This is a genomic window from Nonomuraea sp. B10E15 (genome assembly GCF_039871615.1).
GTDB lineage: Bacteria > Actinomycetota > Actinomycetes > Streptosporangiales > Streptosporangiaceae > Nonomuraea.
Genome location: NZ_JBDPMB010000033.1, coordinates 80460 through 96075, shown reverse-complemented (window position 1 = coordinate 96075; position 15616 = coordinate 80460). Strand labels below are relative to the sequence as shown.

At 70.9% G+C, this 15616-nt stretch carries 17 protein-coding genes and 1 pseudogene; 10 read left to right on the top strand and 8 right to left on the bottom strand.

Going from position 1 to position 15616, the window contains the following annotated elements; genetic code table 11:
- Window positions 1-685 (top strand): DUF3616 domain-containing protein (locus ABGB14_RS46625; protein ID WP_347650320.1); only part of this gene is annotated, 685 nt, incomplete at its 5' end.
- Here ABGB14_RS46625 and ABGB14_RS46620 read toward each other — a convergent pair.
- Both ABGB14_RS46620 and ABGB14_RS46615 read right to left on the bottom strand, forming a co-directional pair.
- Window positions 675-1334, bottom strand: a complete 660-nt coding sequence (locus tag ABGB14_RS46620; protein WP_347650319.1) for an aminoacyl-tRNA hydrolase — start codon at window positions 1332-1334, stop codon at window positions 675-677. The genes ABGB14_RS46625 and ABGB14_RS46620 overlap by 11 nt on opposite strands.
- Before the next feature lie 13 nt (window positions 1335-1347).
- Window positions 1348-2628, bottom strand: a complete 1281-nt coding sequence (locus ABGB14_RS46615) for an MFS transporter (protein WP_347650318.1) — start codon at window positions 2626-2628, stop codon at window positions 1348-1350.
- A gap of 71 nt (window positions 2629-2699) precedes the next feature.
- Between ABGB14_RS46615 and ABGB14_RS46610 the strand changes: the two genes are divergently transcribed.
- Both ABGB14_RS46610 and ABGB14_RS46605 read left to right on the top strand, forming a co-directional pair.
- Window positions 2700-3662 (top strand): helix-turn-helix domain-containing protein, encoded by a 963-nt coding sequence (locus ABGB14_RS46610; protein ID WP_347650317.1) that lies wholly within the window; start codon window positions 2700-2702, stop codon window positions 3660-3662.
- Between the two features lie 86 nt (window positions 3663-3748).
- On the top strand, window positions 3749-4570 hold the full coding sequence (locus ABGB14_RS46605) for an SAM-dependent methyltransferase (protein WP_347650316.1): 822 nt from the start codon (window positions 3749-3751) through the stop codon (window positions 4568-4570).
- A 10-nt stretch (window positions 4571-4580) separates the two neighbouring features.
- On the opposite strand, the gene ABGB14_RS46600 is transcribed toward ABGB14_RS46605, so the two are convergent.
- The gene (locus tag ABGB14_RS46600; RefSeq protein WP_347650315.1) at window positions 4581-5048 is read right to left on the bottom strand and encodes a hypothetical protein; all 468 of its coding nucleotides are present in this window, start codon (window positions 5046-5048) and stop codon (window positions 4581-4583) included.
- Window positions 5049-5086: 38 nt separating this feature from the next.
- Here ABGB14_RS46600 and ABGB14_RS46595 point away from each other — a divergent pair, with 38 nt between their 5' ends.
- A complete protein-coding gene (locus ABGB14_RS46595) occupies window positions 5087-5701 on the top strand; it encodes a TetR/AcrR family transcriptional regulator (protein WP_347650314.1) in 615 nt (204 codons plus the stop codon).
- Here the strand turns inward: ABGB14_RS46595 and ABGB14_RS46590 are convergent.
- From ABGB14_RS46590 to ABGB14_RS46580, 3 genes are all read right to left on the bottom strand, one after another.
- Entirely contained in the window at window positions 5660-7159 is a 1500-nt protein-coding gene (locus ABGB14_RS46590; protein WP_347650313.1) for an FAD-dependent monooxygenase, read from the bottom strand. The two genes, ABGB14_RS46595 and ABGB14_RS46590, sit on opposite strands and share 42 nt — an antisense overlap.
- A gap of 12 nt (window positions 7160-7171) precedes the next feature.
- Window positions 7172-7783, bottom strand: coding sequence for a TetR family transcriptional regulator (locus tag ABGB14_RS46585; RefSeq protein ID WP_347650312.1), 612 nt, complete (start codon window positions 7781-7783; stop codon window positions 7172-7174).
- 71 nt (window positions 7784-7854) lie between these two features.
- Window positions 7855-8103: a hypothetical protein gene (locus ABGB14_RS46580; protein WP_347650311.1), complete on the bottom strand. Its 249-nt coding sequence runs from the start codon at window positions 8101-8103 to the stop codon at window positions 7855-7857.
- Window positions 8104-8371: 268 nt separating this feature from the next.
- Between ABGB14_RS46580 and ABGB14_RS46575 the strand changes: the two genes are divergently transcribed.
- The 3 genes and pseudogenes from ABGB14_RS46575 to ABGB14_RS46565 form a co-directional block, all read left to right on the top strand.
- On the top strand, window positions 8372-9541 hold the full coding sequence (locus ABGB14_RS46575) for an NAD-dependent epimerase/dehydratase family protein (protein WP_347650310.1): 1170 nt from the start codon (window positions 8372-8374) through the stop codon (window positions 9539-9541).
- Window positions 9531-10280: a methyltransferase domain-containing protein gene (locus tag ABGB14_RS46570; protein WP_347650309.1), complete on the top strand. Its 750-nt coding sequence runs from the start codon at window positions 9531-9533 to the stop codon at window positions 10278-10280. Before ABGB14_RS46575 ends, ABGB14_RS46570 begins: the two co-directional genes overlap by 11 nt.
- Window positions 10273-10644: pseudogene (locus ABGB14_RS46565) on the top strand (GtrA family protein); the annotation flags it as partial. The gene ABGB14_RS46570 and the pseudogene ABGB14_RS46565, both read left to right, overlap by 8 nt.
- 47 nt (window positions 10645-10691) lie before the next feature.
- Here ABGB14_RS46565 and ABGB14_RS46560 read toward each other — a convergent pair.
- Both ABGB14_RS46560 and ABGB14_RS46555 read right to left on the bottom strand, forming a co-directional pair.
- Window positions 10692-11567 carry a glycosyltransferase family 2 protein gene (locus ABGB14_RS46560; protein WP_347650308.1) on the bottom strand — a complete coding sequence of 292 codons (876 nt, stop codon included), beginning with the start codon at window positions 11565-11567 and terminating at the stop codon, window positions 10692-10694.
- On the bottom strand, window positions 11564-12490 hold the full coding sequence (locus ABGB14_RS46555; protein ID WP_347650307.1) for an NAD-dependent epimerase/dehydratase family protein: 927 nt from the start codon (window positions 12488-12490) through the stop codon (window positions 11564-11566). The genes ABGB14_RS46560 and ABGB14_RS46555 overlap by 4 nt, the downstream gene beginning before the upstream one ends.
- Window positions 12491-12676: 186 nt before the next feature.
- Between ABGB14_RS46555 and ABGB14_RS46550 the strand changes: the two genes are divergently transcribed.
- The 3 genes from ABGB14_RS46550 (at window position 12677) to ABGB14_RS46540 (ending at window position 15605) form a co-directional block, all read left to right on the top strand.
- Window positions 12677-13930, top strand: coding sequence for a hypothetical protein (locus ABGB14_RS46550; protein WP_347650306.1), 1254 nt, complete (start codon window positions 12677-12679; stop codon window positions 13928-13930).
- A 126-nt stretch (window positions 13931-14056) separates the two neighbouring features.
- A complete protein-coding gene (locus tag ABGB14_RS46545) occupies window positions 14057-14692 on the top strand; it encodes a hypothetical protein (protein ID WP_347650305.1) in 636 nt (211 codons plus the stop codon).
- Window positions 14693-14699: 7 nt separating this feature from the next.
- Window positions 14700-15605 carry a transporter substrate-binding domain-containing protein gene (locus ABGB14_RS46540; RefSeq protein ID WP_347650304.1) on the top strand — a complete coding sequence of 302 codons (906 nt, stop codon included), beginning with the start codon at window positions 14700-14702 and terminating at the stop codon, window positions 15603-15605.
- Window positions 15606-15616: the final 11 nt, after the last annotated feature.

The following is a 15616-nucleotide window of genomic DNA, read 5'->3' as shown; positions in this document are numbered from 1 at the left end:
ACGCCACGTCCGGTGGGTGCAGGCGAGCACTTCCCGCTCAGACCGACAGATCCCGTTGAAGACCCGAGGTCAGTCAGAGGGTGGGTCAGGACTGGCGGGAGGTGCTCCCCTACATCATCTCTGTCAGGGGGCGATCCTGTCCGGCGGGCAGGGCCTCACCACGCACCTGCGTGACGACCGGCACCTCGGGGCGTTCCTCGATCTGCCCGGCAAGGACAACGGGTTCGACGTCGAAGGCATCGCCGTCGTGTCCGAGCAGGTCTACCTGGGGCTGCGCGGCCCCGTGCTGCGCGGCTGGGCGGTCGTGCTGGAGCTGCGGCTGGACGACGCGGGCGGCGGGCGGCTGCGGTTGCGCGAGCCGTACCGCAAGCACTTCCTGGACCTGGACGGGCTGGGCGTGCGGGACCTGTGCCCCGACGGCGACTCGCTGCTGGTGCTCGCCGGGCCCACCATGAGCCTCGACGGGCCCGTACGGGTGGTCCGCTGGCGGCCGGGCCGGCGCAGGGACGTCGTTCCGGCCGGCGAGCTGGAGACGGTGCTGGAGTTGCCGTACGGCACCGGCTGCGACCACCCAGAAGGGCTGGCGCTGCTGGCCGGTGGCCGGCTCATGGTCGTCTACGACAGCCCGTCGCCCGCGCGCGTCACCCCGGCCGGCGGCGTGCTGGCCGACGTGTTCACCCTCTGAAGACGCGCCCGGCGAGCCAGGGCGCGTCCGCGACGAACGTGCACGACCCCGGCTCGATCTCGGTGAACCCGGCGTCGCGCACGACGGGCAGCCCGGCGGCCGCCCTGGCGTCGAAGTCGTCCTGCGCGCGGGCCCGGCGCACCGACACCGCCATCCCGCGCTCCCGCCAGGCGGCACGCTCGCCGGCGTCGCTGGCCCACCACGCGAGCTGGGCGGCGTGCCCGGCCTGCGCCATGGCCTTGCCCGCGGACATCTCCAACCTGGGGTTCTCCCACAAAATCGGGGGCTCGGCGGGAGGCGGCTCGGCCGTGTCGGCCAGTTCGGTGCCCGACACCTGCAGCCGCGCGAGGTCTCGCGGCCAGTCGTCGAGCGGCACCGGCGGATGCACGCGCACCTCTGCCGTGCGGTGCCCGATCGTGCGCCCCGGCAGCGCGAGTGCCCGCCGCCACTCGGCGCCCCGCGCCCGGCGCACGACCTTGCGGATCTTGCCGGTGGACTGCCAGGCGTGCAGCTCGGCGGCCCAATCGCCCGGATCGGCCAGCAGGCTCAGCACGGCCATGGCGGCGGCTTCCAGGGCGTCGGTGCGCTCGGGGGGCGCGGCCCGCTCGATCCTGACGACCAGCGGCAGGACGTACAGCTCGGTGTTCATCGCTCTCCGAGGTTCATCGCTCGCTCGGGTTCGTCGCCTCCCTAGCATGCCCGATCGCCAGGGACATGCCGGCGGCCACCAGGCAGAGGGCGCCGGCGGCGTACCAGGCGAGGTCGTAGGCGCCCAGGTGGTCGCGGGTGAGGCCGGCCCCGAACGCGGCGATCGCGGCCCCGACCTGGTGCGCGCCGAACACCCAGCCGAACACGACGGCTCCGTCGGCTCCGTAGACGCGCCGGCACAGGGCGACCGTGGGCGGCACGGTCGCCACCCAGTCCAGGCCGTAGAAGACGATGAAGATCAGCATGCTCGGCTCGGTCGTGGCCGCGAACAGGCCGGGCAGCACCATCAGGGAGAGCCCGCGCAGCCCGTAGTAGACGCCGAGCAGCATCTTCGGGTCGATCTTGTCGCTCAGCCAGCCGGACGCGACCGTGCCCACGACGTCGAAGATCCCGATGACCGCCAGGAGGCCCGCGGCGACGGGCTCGGCCATGCCGTGGTCGTGCGCGGCGGGGATGAAGTGGGTGCTGACCAGGCCGTTCGTGCTGGCTCCGCAGATCGCGAAACCGCCCGCCAGCATCCAGAACGGCCGGGTCCGCGCCGCCGCGGCGAGCACGGTGACGGCCCTGAGGGTGGCGTTGGCCGTGCTGGGCGCCGCACGCACCGCACCGGGCCGCGCGCCCAGCGCCGTGGTGCCCACGTCCTCGGGCCGGTCGCGCAGCAGCCACCACACGAACGGCACCACGGCCAGCGCCGCCGCGGCCACGGTCAGCGAGGCGAAGCGCCATCCCGAGCCCTGCGCAAGATGCGCGAGCACGGGCAGGAAGACGAGTTGCCCGGTGGCGCCGCTCGCCGTCAGCACGCCGGTGACCAGTCCGCGGTGGCGGACGAACCAGCGGTCCACCACCGTCGCGGCGAACACGAGCGCCATCGACCCCGTGCCGAGCCCGACCAGTACGCCCCAGAGCAGCAGGAGGTGCCAGCTCGCCGTCATCAGCACGGTGAGCCCGCTGCCGCAGGCGATCAGCAGCAGCGCCACGGCGACCACGCGGCGCATGCCGAAGCGGTCCATCAGGGCGGCGGCGAAGGGCGCGGTCAGGCCGTAGAGCACCAGGTTGATCGAGACGGCCAGCGAGATCGTGCCGGCCGACCAGCCGAACTCCTCCCGCAACGGGGTGATCAGCACACCGGGGGTGGCGCGGAACCCGGCCGCGCCCAGGATCGTCACGAAGGCCACGGCCGCGACGTACCAGGCCCGGTGCAGCCCGCGACGGGTGGGGGTGGTGCTCAAGGTCATGCGCCCATCCTGGTCGAACTCCCCAGGTGGTCACGAGTGGCCCAAAAGCCAATATCTGCAAGAATCCAGCCATGACCCATCGGATCGCGGTCGTGGTGCTGGACCGCTTCGCCCCGCTCGACCTCGGCGTGCCCGGCCAGGTGTTCGGGAGCGCCCGCGACGCGCACGGCGAACGGCTCTACGAGGTGGTGACCTGCTCCGAGGGCCGCATGCCGGTGCGCTGCTCGGCCGGCTACACCGTGCAGCCCGACCACGACCTCGACGTGCTCGGCACGGCCGGCACGGTTCTGGTGCCGGGCATCCACGGAGGCCGGGCACTGGTGGAGGGCACGATCTCGGAGGGGATGTCGGCGGCCCTGCGCGCCGCCCGGCAAGGGCCGACCCGCACGATGTCGATCTGCACGGGCGCGTTCGTGCTGGCGGCCGCGGGGCTGCTCGACGGGCGGCGGGCCACCACGCACTGGCTGGAGGCGGCGCGCTTCGGCGCGCTGTTCCCGCGGGTGAAGCTCGATCCCGACGTGCTCTACGTGGACGACGGCGACCTGCTGACCTCGGCCGGGGTGGCGGCGGGGATGGACCTGTGCCTGCACGTGATCAGGCGCGACCACGGCAGCGAGGTGGCCAACCGCGCCGCCCGCCGCTGCGTCATGCCGCCCTGGCGGGAGGGGGGCCAGGCGCAGTACATCGACCGGCCGCTTCCGGACGGCGACGGCGACGGCACGGCGGCCACCCGCGCCTGGATGCTGGCTCGCCTCGACGCCCCGCTCGATCTCAACGTGCTGGCCGCGCACGCGAGGATGAGCGTGCGCACGTTCACCCGGCGCTTCCGCGAGGAGAGCGGCATGAGCCCGGCCAAGTGGCTCAACCGGCAGCGCGTGCAGCACGCCAGGCACCTGCTGGAGACGACGGAGCTGGGGGTGGAGGAGGTGGCCAGGCGGGCCGGCTTCGGCACGGCGGTGTCGCTGCGCCAGCACCTGCGCGCGGCCGTGGGTGTGGCTCCGCTGGCCTACCGGCGTACCTTCCGGCGCATCTGATCGGCCGCTCGCCGCAGGGCTCCGGGATTCCGGCCGTTCCCCGCCTAGAATCGGCGCAAAAGATCTACGTCCCGAAGGGTCGTGACATGGCCGAGGTTGACCGCTTATCTTCAGAGATCAACCCTCATGTCCCCAGCGTCGCCCGCATGTACGACTACTATCTCGGCGGCCGCGGCAACTTCCCCGCCGATCGCGAGGCGGCCGAGAAGATGATCGAGATCGGCCGCCGGATGGGCAACGACACCCGGCAGATCGCGCTGGCCAACCGCGCCTTCCTGCGCCAGGCCGTGCGCGTGGCCGCCGAGGCCGGCGTGCGCCAGTTCGTCGACATCGGCGCCGGGCTGCCCACCCAGGACAACGTGCACCAGGTGGCCCACCGGCACGCCCCCGGCTCCCGCGTCGTCTACGTCGACAACGACCCGATCGTGTTGTCCCACGCCCGCGCGCTGCTGGCCAGGGACCCCGACGTCCTCGCGGTGGAGGGCGATCTCAGGGACCCCGACGCCATCCTGGACGACCCGCGCGTCACCGGGCGCATCGACATGTCGGAGCCGTACGCGGTCCTGCTCGTCGCGGTGCTGCACTTCGTGCCCGACGACGACGAGGCCGCCGGGATCGTGGCCCGCGTCAGGGAGCGGCTGCGGCCCGGCGGCCATCTGGTGCTCTCGCACCTGTACGCGGGCAACGCCGCGGCCGACGTGACCGACGCCGGCCGGTCGGTCTACCGAGGCACCACCTCCGGCGGCCTGGCCGGCCGCGACCGCGGCCAGATCGCCGCCTATTTCGACGGTCTCGATCTGATCGGCCCCGGTGTCGTCCCGGTCGCCGACTGGACGCCCGACGCCTCCCCCGGCGGCACGTACGACTACGTCAGGCCGGGCATCCTCGCCGGCGTCGGCCGCGCCTGAGCCGGGCCGCTCAGCGCTGCTCCTGCGCGTACGGCACGCCCGCGCTCCGCGACCTGAGCAGGATCACCAGCGCCTCGCCGAGCAGGCCGACGCCGATCGACATCGGCATGGACCTGGCCTCGGCGTTCATGCCGGACGCCACCGCCAGCGCGCCCACGCCGAAGCCGGCCACCAGCGTCAGCGCCCACACCACCAGGGTCTTGCCCGTGTAGCGCTGCCACAGGACGCCGCCCTTGGGGAACACCTCGGTGGTGGCGGCGCGCATGGCCCCGAAGGCGACGCCGAGCAGGGTCGTGACGGCGAGCCACAGGAGGTCCGTCGCCGACAGGTCGATCGCGCGCAGCCCGTGGATCCCGATCCCCACCATGATGACCGGCGGCACGTAGACGTCCTTGGCGACGAGCGGCTGGCCGGCCATCCGCCTGGCCACGACGTAGACGACAAGACCGATGAGCAGGCCGATTTTTAGCATATCCATGCCAAATAAATTAGCAGGGCCGTGCTATAAAGGGGAACATGCCGAAAGTCGTGGATCCGTCCGCCCGCCGGGACGAAGTGGTGGAGGCGGTGTTCCGCGTCGTGCGGCGCGCGGGCTTCGAGCAGGCCTCGCTGCGCAACGTGGCAGAGGAGGCGGGGCTGGCCATCGGCTCGGTCCGGCACTATTTCGACGGCCACACCGACCTGATGACGTTCGCGATGCGCGCCTCGATCGACCGGGTGAGCGAGCGGCTCATGGAGCGCCTCGGCCCGCTGCTGGCCGCGACCGGCCGTGACCAGCGGGCGGGCAACGTGGAGCTGATGTTGTCGGAGCTGCTGCCGCTGGACGAGGCCCGGCGCGACGAGGCGGCCGTCTGGCTGGCGTTCACGACGGCGGCCCGCACCCGGCCCGAGCTCCAGCCGCTGGCGCTGGAGGCGTACGACGGCACGCGCAGGCTCGTCAGGCGGATCGTCGACGGCGTCGCCCGGCACCGGCCGCCGGGCATGGACGCCGCGGTGGAGACCGAACGGCTGGCCGGGCTGATCGACGGGCTCACCCTGGCGGGCGTGCTCCACCCCGAGCGGATGACGCCCGAGCTGATGCGCGACGCGCTACGCCGCCACCTCCAGGCTCTCGCCGAACCACGTCCTTAGCGCCTCGTCCAGCGACTCGCCGGGCGTGCCGGCCCAGGCCACGTAGCCGTCGGGACGTACGAGCACGGCGTCGGGGCCCTCGCCGGCCACCACGTCGACCCGCCCGTGACGCACCCGCAGCCGCCCTTCCGGGTCGAGCAGGACCGGTCTGGCACGGGCGGCGGGCCCGGCGGGCAGGTCGGGCAGGAAGCGTCCGAGCAGCGGATGCGGCGGCGCGGGCATCGGATAGACCACGTCGGAGCCGGCCAGCAGGGAGGCGATGCGGCGCCGGGCCGCCTCGTCGTCCAGCAACTCGCCGAACACCGCGCGCAGCGCCGTGACCTCGGCGCCGGGAGCGGCCAGCGCGAGCTGGGCCCGCGTGTGCAGGGCGACCCGCTCGGCGGCCGGGCGGCGCTCGGCCTCGTAGCTGTCGAGCAGCCGCGGCGGCGCCCATCCGCGCACCTCGGCCGCGAGCTTCCAGGCGAGGTTCACGCAATCCTGCAGGCCCAGGTTGAGCCCGGGCGCGCCCATGGCCGAGTGGACGTGCGCGGCGTCACCCGCCACGAACACCCTGCCCGCGCGGTAACGCTCGGCCACCCGCGTGTTGCGCCCGTTCAGCCGCCTGAGCAGGTGAGGGCCCGCGCCACCGGGGCCGGCCAGCGGCACGTCGGCCCCCGTCACGCGGGCGAGGCTCGCGCGCAGCTCCTCGACGGTCATGGGCACGTCGTCGCCGAGCGCGCCGGACTCCCACTCCATGGCGCTGATCAGCAGCGTCCCCGGACCCGCCGGCATGATCGCGTACGCGCCGCGCTCGGTGCGGTGCCAGGCGTAGAGCCCGAAGGCGCCCGCGCCCGGCACGTCCATCTCGGCCCGCTCCATCCGCAACACCGCCCCAGGAACGCTGACATGGGCGGCGCGGCTCACGACGTCGGCCGTGACCACCCCGGGGAAGCCGATGCCGGCGAGCTTGCGCACCGTGCTGTGCGCGCCGTCGCAGCCGATCAGATGGCGGGTGCGCACGACGTAGGGGCCAGCGGGCCCTTCGAGGCGCACCGTGACGCCCGCGGCATCCTGGTCGAAGCCGGTCAGCTCGTGCCCGCGCCGGATCTCCGTGCCCAGCTCGAGCGCCCGCTTCTCGAACAGCTCCTCAAGTTCGGGTTGCTTGATCCCCATCCCGTGGAGCGGGTTGTCGTCGAGCCCTGACAGGTCCAGCGGCAGCGCGCCGAACACGAACGTGCTTACCGGCGCCTCCTCGGCGGCGAGGCCACGCCGGCGCAGCAGCCGCACGACCTGACCGACGATGCCGTTGGCCTTGGGCTGGTCGCTGCGGTGCGGCAGGCGTTCGACGACGAGCGGCCGGACCCCGGCCAGGCTCAGCTCGCAGGCCAGCATCAGCCCGTTGGGGCCGCCGCCGACGATGACGATGTCGCTGTCGCTGTCGGTGTCGGTGTCGGTGGGGGACTCGATGTCACTGTCCATGTCACGGGCTCCTCAGGTGGACGGGTCGGGAAGCCCGGTCGCCAGCGCGCGGAGGGCGTCGCGCAGCAGGGGTGCGAGCGGGATCGGCGGGTCGGCGCGCAGCCAGTGGCCGACTGCCGCCTGGACGGCCGCGGTCGCGGCGCCGGCGACGAGGTGGGGGTAGAGGTCACGGGAGCCGTCGGTGCCGGTGCGCTCGGCGATGGCCGCGGCCAGGGCGCCGTCGGCGGCGAAGGCCACCCGCAGCGACTCGGCCCGCAGCGCGGGCTCCCCGGACAACACCCGGATGCTCGCCAGCAACTCCGGAGGCGGCGGCGAGTGCGCGTCGCCCGCGTGCTGCTCCCACGGCTCGACCATGGCCTCCGTCAGCGCCTCCCACAGGGGCTCTCCGGGCGGCCGCGCGCGCAGCACCGCCACCGACCGCTCGATCCGGTCGGTGTGGCGGGCGGCGATCGCTTCGTGCTTGCCGGCGAAGTAGTTGTTGAACGTCCGGGGCGAGACGCCGGCCTCGGCGGCGATGTCGTCGACGCGAACGCCCTCCAGGCCGCGCTCCAGCGCGAGCCGGAGCGCGGCCGCCATCAGCGCCTCACGTGTGGCACGCTTTTTCCGCTCCCTCAACCCGCTCATGAGAGCAGCTTAGACAAATGTGCGGAATGCGCAAATTTTCGGTTCACGCACAATTCAAGGAGAGACGAGTCTCACAACAGCGGATCCGTGACGGGGACCGCACTGTAGTCCTCGCCCGCGACCGGACGGATCTCGCCCCAGTGCACCCATCGGGCCCTGCGCCCGCGCGACTGCGGGGGCTCCAGCAGGAACCCCCAGCGCGCACCCCTGGCGTCGTCACCCCAGGCCAGCAAATAGCGCCTCTCACCAGCACGGATCGTCGCGGCGTGCTCCATGGGCGGCCTCCAGAGCTCGGGCAGTTCTTCGGGGGTGAGATCCATGGAGGCCATTATACGAACTCGTGTTCGATAAGCCTAGGAGCCGGCTCCCCGCCTTCAGCACAACGTCCCTCCAGAACCCGGTACGGTGCGCAGAACACGTAACATCGTCGGACCATCAAAGTCAGCCTGAGAAGTCATGCTCAATTAATGAGAACCCGTTTAGCGTGTGGTAAGGCTGGTTAGCTGCAAGCTGCGGACACCCCGTAGGCGACACACCGACGCAGGGCCGCGGGATGCGGATGCGTCTACAACAAGTCAGGATGGATTTATGCGGATCTTGGTCCTCGGCGGCGACGGATACCTCGGATGGCCGACGGCTCTCCACCTGTCGCAATGCGGTCACGAGGTGGCGGTCGCCGACAACTTCGTACGTCGTCAGTACGACCTGGAGCTCGGCGTGGACAGCCTCGTTCCGATCGAGTCGCTGCACACCCGCGTCACGGCGTGGCAGGAGCGGACCGGCAAGACCATCGACATGTTCATCGGCGACCTCACCGACGCCGACTTCACGTACGCCATGATCCGCGACTTCCGCCCCGACGCCGTGGTCCACTTCGCCGAGCAGCGGGCCGCCCCCTACTCGATGATCGACCGCAAGCACGCGGTCTACACGCAGACCAACAACGTCGTCGGCACGCTCAACCTGCTCTACGCGATCGCCGAGATCGACCCGGAGATCCACCTGGTCAAGCTCGGCACGATGGGCGAATACGGCACGCCCAACATCGACATCGAGGAGGGCTGGCTGGACCTGGAGCACAAGGGCCGCAAGGACCGTGTGCTCTACCCCAAGCGGCCCGGCTCGTTCTACCACCTGTCCAAGGTGCACGACAGCCACAACATGGAGTTCGCCTGCCGCATCTGGGGCCTGCGCGCCACCGACCTCAACCAGGGCGTGGTCTACGGCCAGGAGACGCCCGAGACCACGCTCGACGACCGGTTGGCCACCCGGTTCGACTACGACGCCGTCTTCGGCACCGTGCTCAACCGGTTCGTCATCCAGGCGGTGCTCGGCCACCCCCTGACGGTCTACGGCTCCGGCACCCAGACCCGCGGCATCATCGACATCCGCGACACGGTCCGCTGCATCCAGCTCGCCTGCGAGAACCCCGCCGATCGCGGCGAGTTCCGGGTGTTCAACCAGATGACCGAGTCCATGTCGGTCAGAGACATCGCCGCCACGATCTCCGAGTCCTTCCCCGGCGAGGTGACCATCGACAACCTCGACAACCCCCGCGTCGAGAAGGAGGAGCACTACTACAAGGTGACCCACACGGGCCTGGTGGAGCTCGGCCTGGTTCCGCACCTGCTGTCCGACACGCTCATCACGTCGCTGTTCGACGTGGCCAAGCGCCATGTCGACCGGGTCCGCGAGGAAGCGCTCATGCCGGTCGTCAACTGGCGCAGCCCGGGGGCGGAGCGGACCAGTGAGCGCTGACGAGGGAGCCTTCGCCCGCGCCACCGGCCGTACGGCGGAGCGCGAGGACGGCGGCCCCGACAAGCCCCGTTACCGCCGCTACCAGTACGACCTGATCGCCCCCCATTGCGGGCGCAGCGTGCTGGAGGTCGGCGCCGGGCTGGGCGAGTTCGCCGCGCAGTTCACGGGCCTCGACCGGCTGGTCGTCACCGACGTCGACCCCGACGCGGTGGCGCTGCTGAAAGAGCGTTTCGCCGGCTCCGCCGAGGTCGAGGCCATGCAGTTCGACCTCTCCTCCGGCGCGCAGCTGGAACGGCCGGTCGAGACGGTGATCGCCATCAACGTGCTCGAGCACTTCGAGGACGACGCCGCGATCCTCACCCGGCTGGCCGGGTCGGTCGCGCCCGGCGGCACGATCGTGCTCTGGGTGCCCGCCTACATGAGCCTGTACGGCGAGTTCGACCGCAAGGTCGGCCACTTCCGCCGCTACACGCCCGCCACCCTGCGCGACGCGGCCCGCCGCGCCGGGCTGGGCGTGACGCTGGCCAGGCCGGTCAACCTGCTGGGCGGGCTCGCCTGGTGGGCCGCGGTGCGCATGGGCAAGGCGGGCTCGCCCAAGGCGGGCGCCGTCGGCCTCTACGACAAGGTCATCGTGCCGGTCACCCGGGTGCTCGACCGGGTGCTGCCGATCCCCTTCGGCCAGTCGGTGCTCGGCGTGCTCCGCGTGCCGCACGACGGGGAGCGCACCGGCCGTGATTGACCTCCGCCGCTTCCTCCGTGGCGCGCTGCCACGCATCTTCACGCGCTACACGCTCGGCTCCGTCGTCGCGGCCGTGGTGAGCGAGGTGACGCTGCTGGTGGCCTACGGTCAGGAGCTGCTGGGAGCCCAGGCGGCCGCGGTGGCCGCCTGGGCCCTGGGCGCGGTGACCAACTACGTGCTCGCCCGCCGGTGGGCGTGGCGGCGCAGGGGGCGCCCCAGGGTGCTGCGCGAGTTGCTGCCGTTCTGGCTGACGTCGGTGACGGGGCTGCTGCTCACCACCTGGGCGACCGGGGTCGCCCACGATGTGGGGCCCCGGCTGTTCGCCACAGACGGAGCACGCGTGCTGTTCGTGGGCGCGGTCTTCCTCGGGGTCTACGGCGTCCTGTTCCTGGCGAAGTTCTGCTTCTTCCACTACTTCGTCTTCGCCGACCCCCGAGCGGGCTCCGCCGGCGAGGCGGACGAAGAAGGCGAGGCGGACGCGGACGGCGCTGAGGCCCCTGACGGCGCGGTGCCGCGGCGCTCCCGGAGCCAGGTGCCCAGCACCACGCGCAAATAGCGGTAGCCGTAGACCAGGTTGCCGCCCTTCTTGGTCGTGCCGGCGACCCGCAACCGCATCGTCGCCGGCACCTCCAGCACCTTGTAACCCCGCGAGATGACGCCGATGAGCAGCTCGGACGACTGGTACTGAGGCTGCTTCAGCGTGACGGCCCCGGTGACCTCGGCGCGCATCGCGCGCATGCCGAAGGAGGTGTCGGTGATGCGCTGCCCGGTCAGCAGGCTGATCATCCTTGCGAAGACGTGCACGCCCAGGCGGCGCACGCGGTCGTAGGTCTCCTGGCGCCCCAGCACCCGCGAGCCGGTGACGAAGTCGGCCTCCCCCCTCAGCACGGGAGACAGGATGCGCTCGATGTCGGCCGGGTCGTACTGCCCGTCGGCGTCGGTGGTCACGATGTAACGGGCGCCGCCCGCCCTGGCGATGCGGTAGCCGAGCCGCAGGGCCGCGCCCTGCCCGCGGTTGACGGGGACGTCACAGACCAGCGCGCCCGCCTTGCGGGCCACGGCCGCCGTGTCGTCGGATGCGCCGTCGACGACCACGACGGTCGCCGTCTCGTGCCCGGCGATGACGGCCGGGATCGCGCTGACCACGTCGCCGATGCCGCGTTCTTCGTTGTAGGCGGCGATCACGATCGCGATGGGAGGAAGGTCGCCGCCGTGCTCGGCGGTGAACTCCGCCATCGCGGCGGCGTCGATCCGCGCGTCGGTCTTCGCCATGTGATCGGCGGTCATGCCAGGCCCTCCACACCACCCGGCACGAAGTCCGGCCACACGGTCGGCAGGCCGGTGGTCAGATCGTGCCGCGGTTCGTACCCGAGTGTCTTGGCCAGCGACGTGTCGAGCACGACCGCCGGCATCTCTCCTTGCTTGGCGGCGACGTGCTCGACCGGGATCGGCGCCCCGGTGACCGCGCGGGCCGCCTCGATCAGCTCGTTCACGCTCACCGAGCGACCCGAGCCGACCACCAGAGGGCCGTTGTGGCCCGTGTGCCAGGCCACCTGGACGGCCTGGACGATGTCGTCCACGTGGACGTAGTCGCGCAGCTGGGTGCCGTCGCCATAGACCTGGACGCCGGTGTTGTCGGCGGCGGCGCGCATCAGCCGGGGCACGAAGCTGTCCTTGTGCCGCATCCCCTGGCCGTAGACGTTGGCGAAACGCAGCGCGCAGGTCTGCATGCCGTAAACGCCGGAGTAGGCGCTCAGCAACATCTCGGCCGCGGCCTTGGTCGCGCCGTAGGGGGTGAGGGGGCGCAGCGCCAGCCATTCGGTGATGGGCGCGCTGCCCACGTCGCCCGTCACGGCGTTGGTGGACGCGAAGGTGAATCTGGGCACCTCGCGCTCGCGGGCGAGTTCGAGCAGCCCCGCGGTCGCCGCGACATTCACCTCATAGGTTCCGGCGGGGTCCTCGACCGAGCGCAACACCGACGTGACCGCCGCGAGGTGCACGACGCCGTCGAGCCCCGCGGACACGGCCTCACCGCGGACCGCAGGGTCGCGCAGATCTCCCACCACAGATCGCACCGCGGGGTCGGGATGGGCGTTCAGATCGGCCACCACGACCTCGGCACCTTCTGCGAGCAGAGCCGCGACCAGGCGCCTGCCGATGAAGCCTGACCCTCCCGTGACCAGCACACGAGCTCCGGCGAACTCCGACATTCGCCGCTCCTTTCGCTTGACGTTCTGGAGACCCTACCGGCGCAAGCTGTAGATTCGCTCAATCCGGCTGCCCACGTTCGGGGTGTTCAGACGCGTCACACGGAGCCGTCGCGCACGTAACCTAGGCTACGGTTTTCCTCATCCTGATCGTGACAGCCGAGATCGGAGCAACCCCATGGAGTGCCGGTGACCCCCGAAGTGATGTTGGGGCCGCCGTTGGCCGTCGGTTTCGCTCTGGCGGTGCTCGCCCAGCGCAAGGGCTGGGCGCCGCCGTTGTGGGCGGCGCTCTGCGCCGGAGCGGTGCTGCGCGTGCTCACCATGCTGCTGGCTCCCCACACGGCCGTGCAGCCCTACGACTTCGAGCACGACTTCCGCGACGCCGCCAACGCGGTGCTCGACGGGGTCAACCCGACGATGCACCTGCGTGAGGGGGGCTGGCATTTCCTGCCCCTGCTCGCCTACGTGCTGGCCGGGCAGCAGGAGCTGGGAGAGACGCTGGGCCTGTCGTGGGCCGTCGCCGGCCGGATCGTGCCGGTCGCCGCCGACCTCGCACTCATCCCCCTCATCAGCAGGCTCGCCGCCGAGCGCGGTGCGCTGCGCGGCTTCCAGTACGCGTGCCTGCCCGTCGGCGTCCTGGTGAGCGGGCTGCACGGGCAGTTCCCGCCGATCACGCTGCTGTTCGGCGTGGCCGCGCTCCTGGCCGCCCGCAGGGGCCGCGTCCAGCTCGCGGGGCTGCTCATCGGCCTGTCGGTGTCGTGCACCCACTGGTCGCTGCTGCTGGTGCCGGGCGTGGTGCTGGCGGTGCCCGGGCTGCGCCGGCGGGTCACGGTGCTCGTCTGGACCGCGGTGGCGCCCCTCGCCATGCTGGCCAGCAGCACGGTCTTCCTCGACACCGCGGTCACCGAGCTGCCCGCCCTGGTGCGCGCCATCATGTCGACCCGCCCGGTGGTCGGCGACTGGGGCTGGACGGCCGTGGCGACCGGCGGCGAGCAGATCGTCTCGCAGACCTTCGGCCGGGTCGGCCTGGTCATCCTGGCCGCCGCGCTCCTGGCCGCGCTCTGGTGGTGGCGGCGGGCCGAGCCTGAGGTGCTGACCCTCGCCCTGCTCCTGGTCTTCCTCATCGTGACCTACCGCCTGGGCGCCCAGTATCTGCTCTGGCCGCTGCCCTATCTCCTCGTGCGGCCGCCGCGCGGAACCTGGGGCGCCATCACGCTCACGAGCCTGTGGGTGACGGTCGGCTACCTGCACCTGATCTACTTCCTGACGGGCATGGAATGGGGTACGGCCCAGCGGGTGTGGGTGTTCTCGTCGCTCGCCGTCATCGCCGCGCTGGTATACGCCCTGCCCTGGCGTGAGCGGGGCGGGCCCGTGACAGGTCCGGCCGCCGGGGTGCAGGGGCTTTCCGACGGTCATGAGCCGGCGGTGAACGGTTCCCGGTGACGTCTGGGCCGTTCACCACCCGGACCATATGTGTGCACCGAAATTGCACATAAACCCGCTCTTTTCTGCATCACCAAACTCCGCGCAACCCGCGCAGCAGAAGAGATCAGGACTTAGCATCTCTGCATGGACGCTTACCCACCCGCCAAGAGTGGCGTAAAGCGAGAAGATGCCTTCATCGTCGGAGTGGTTCATCTCCTTGCGGTTGTCCTCGGCATAGCGGCCGGCCCGGACTGGCTGGATCTGGACCTGGCCGCTCTGTTCGTCGGATACGCCGCACTGGCCGCCGCCGTGCTGCTCATTATTCGTAAACCGTTGCTGGATCCGCCCCCCGCGACCCTGGCCATCGTGATCTTCACTGTCGTCACCCCGGCTCTGGCGGGCCTGACGGCCCACGGAATCGCCCAGGCGGTGGCCGGCGCGCAGGGCCATGCCGTGGCTGTGAGCTGGTCCCCCAACCCCGTTGAGGCCGGCGGCACGGCCGTGGCGGAGGTTCGCTTCGAACCCGGATACACCTCGCTTCGTGTCCCCGTGTCGTACACCGACCCCGCGGAGGAATTGGGGTCCTGCCCGCACAACCGGGTCGATGTTCTGATGGACGGCCGTCAGCCGAACGAGAAGAAGGAGGACTTCGGCAATGGGAATTTCGCCGAGTTCGAGGTGGACGAGAACATGAGCCGGGTCACCGTGACAATGAAGCTGATCTCCACACAGAACTGCTTAATATCCATCACCACGAAAAACGTCACACTCCACCGGTGAGGTCCAGATGAAGTCCGGTAAGCCCTCACGGAGTGTCGGCATCCTCGCGGCGGCGCTTCTTCTCGTGACCGCCTGCGGGTCTGCGGCGCCTCCTTCGCCCCTGGACGCCGACATCGTCTCGGTGGGCGTCAAACTGTACCCAGGTCTGTCTCCGGTGAACAGCCACCTTCCGGTGGGCTTCGAGGCACAGGCCCGGAACAAGATACTCAAGCACGCGGGCGTCCAGGAGTCGGCACCCACTCCCGTGTGGACGAGCAACTGGGAGACCGCGCTGAGCAACAGGAAAGTTCACATGGTGATGGGGATGATCTCCGACAACGACCTCAGGGCGGCCAAGTTCCGGCTTGCCCGCTCCTATCTGCGGACGGACATCGCGCTGTTGACCCTTGCCGACGCCGAGCCGGTCGACCAGGTCAAGGACCTCGCCGGCAAGGACATATGCACGGTGGAGGGGAGCACGGCCGACGAAACAATGAAAATGCTGCAGAGCTCCGCCCGCCTGCATCCCACCTCCGTCTCGACCCCGGAAGCCTGCATCGAAAGGGTGCGGAACGGGGATTCCTACGCCTACAGCACCGACCGGATCATCCTCATGGGATTCACCACCCAGGATAAGAACGTCAGCAAGGACACGGGGAAGTCCTTTTTCCGGGTGCCCGACCTGTCGATGGGAAGGCAGCAGCACATCTCGATAGCGCTGCACAAAGACCACGGCGAAGCGTGCCGGCGCTTGGTGAGCGCCATCGACACCTATGTCAGGAGCAACGACTGGCTCGCCGACCTGCGAGGCCAGCTCATCAATGAATATCTGAGACTGGCGCCCGGCAGCCCTCACATGACCGACGACATCATCAGGCAGAAGTTCGAGCCGGACACTATCAACGCCGACCGTTGCGCCGACGGGGACACCTGAGACGATGTGGG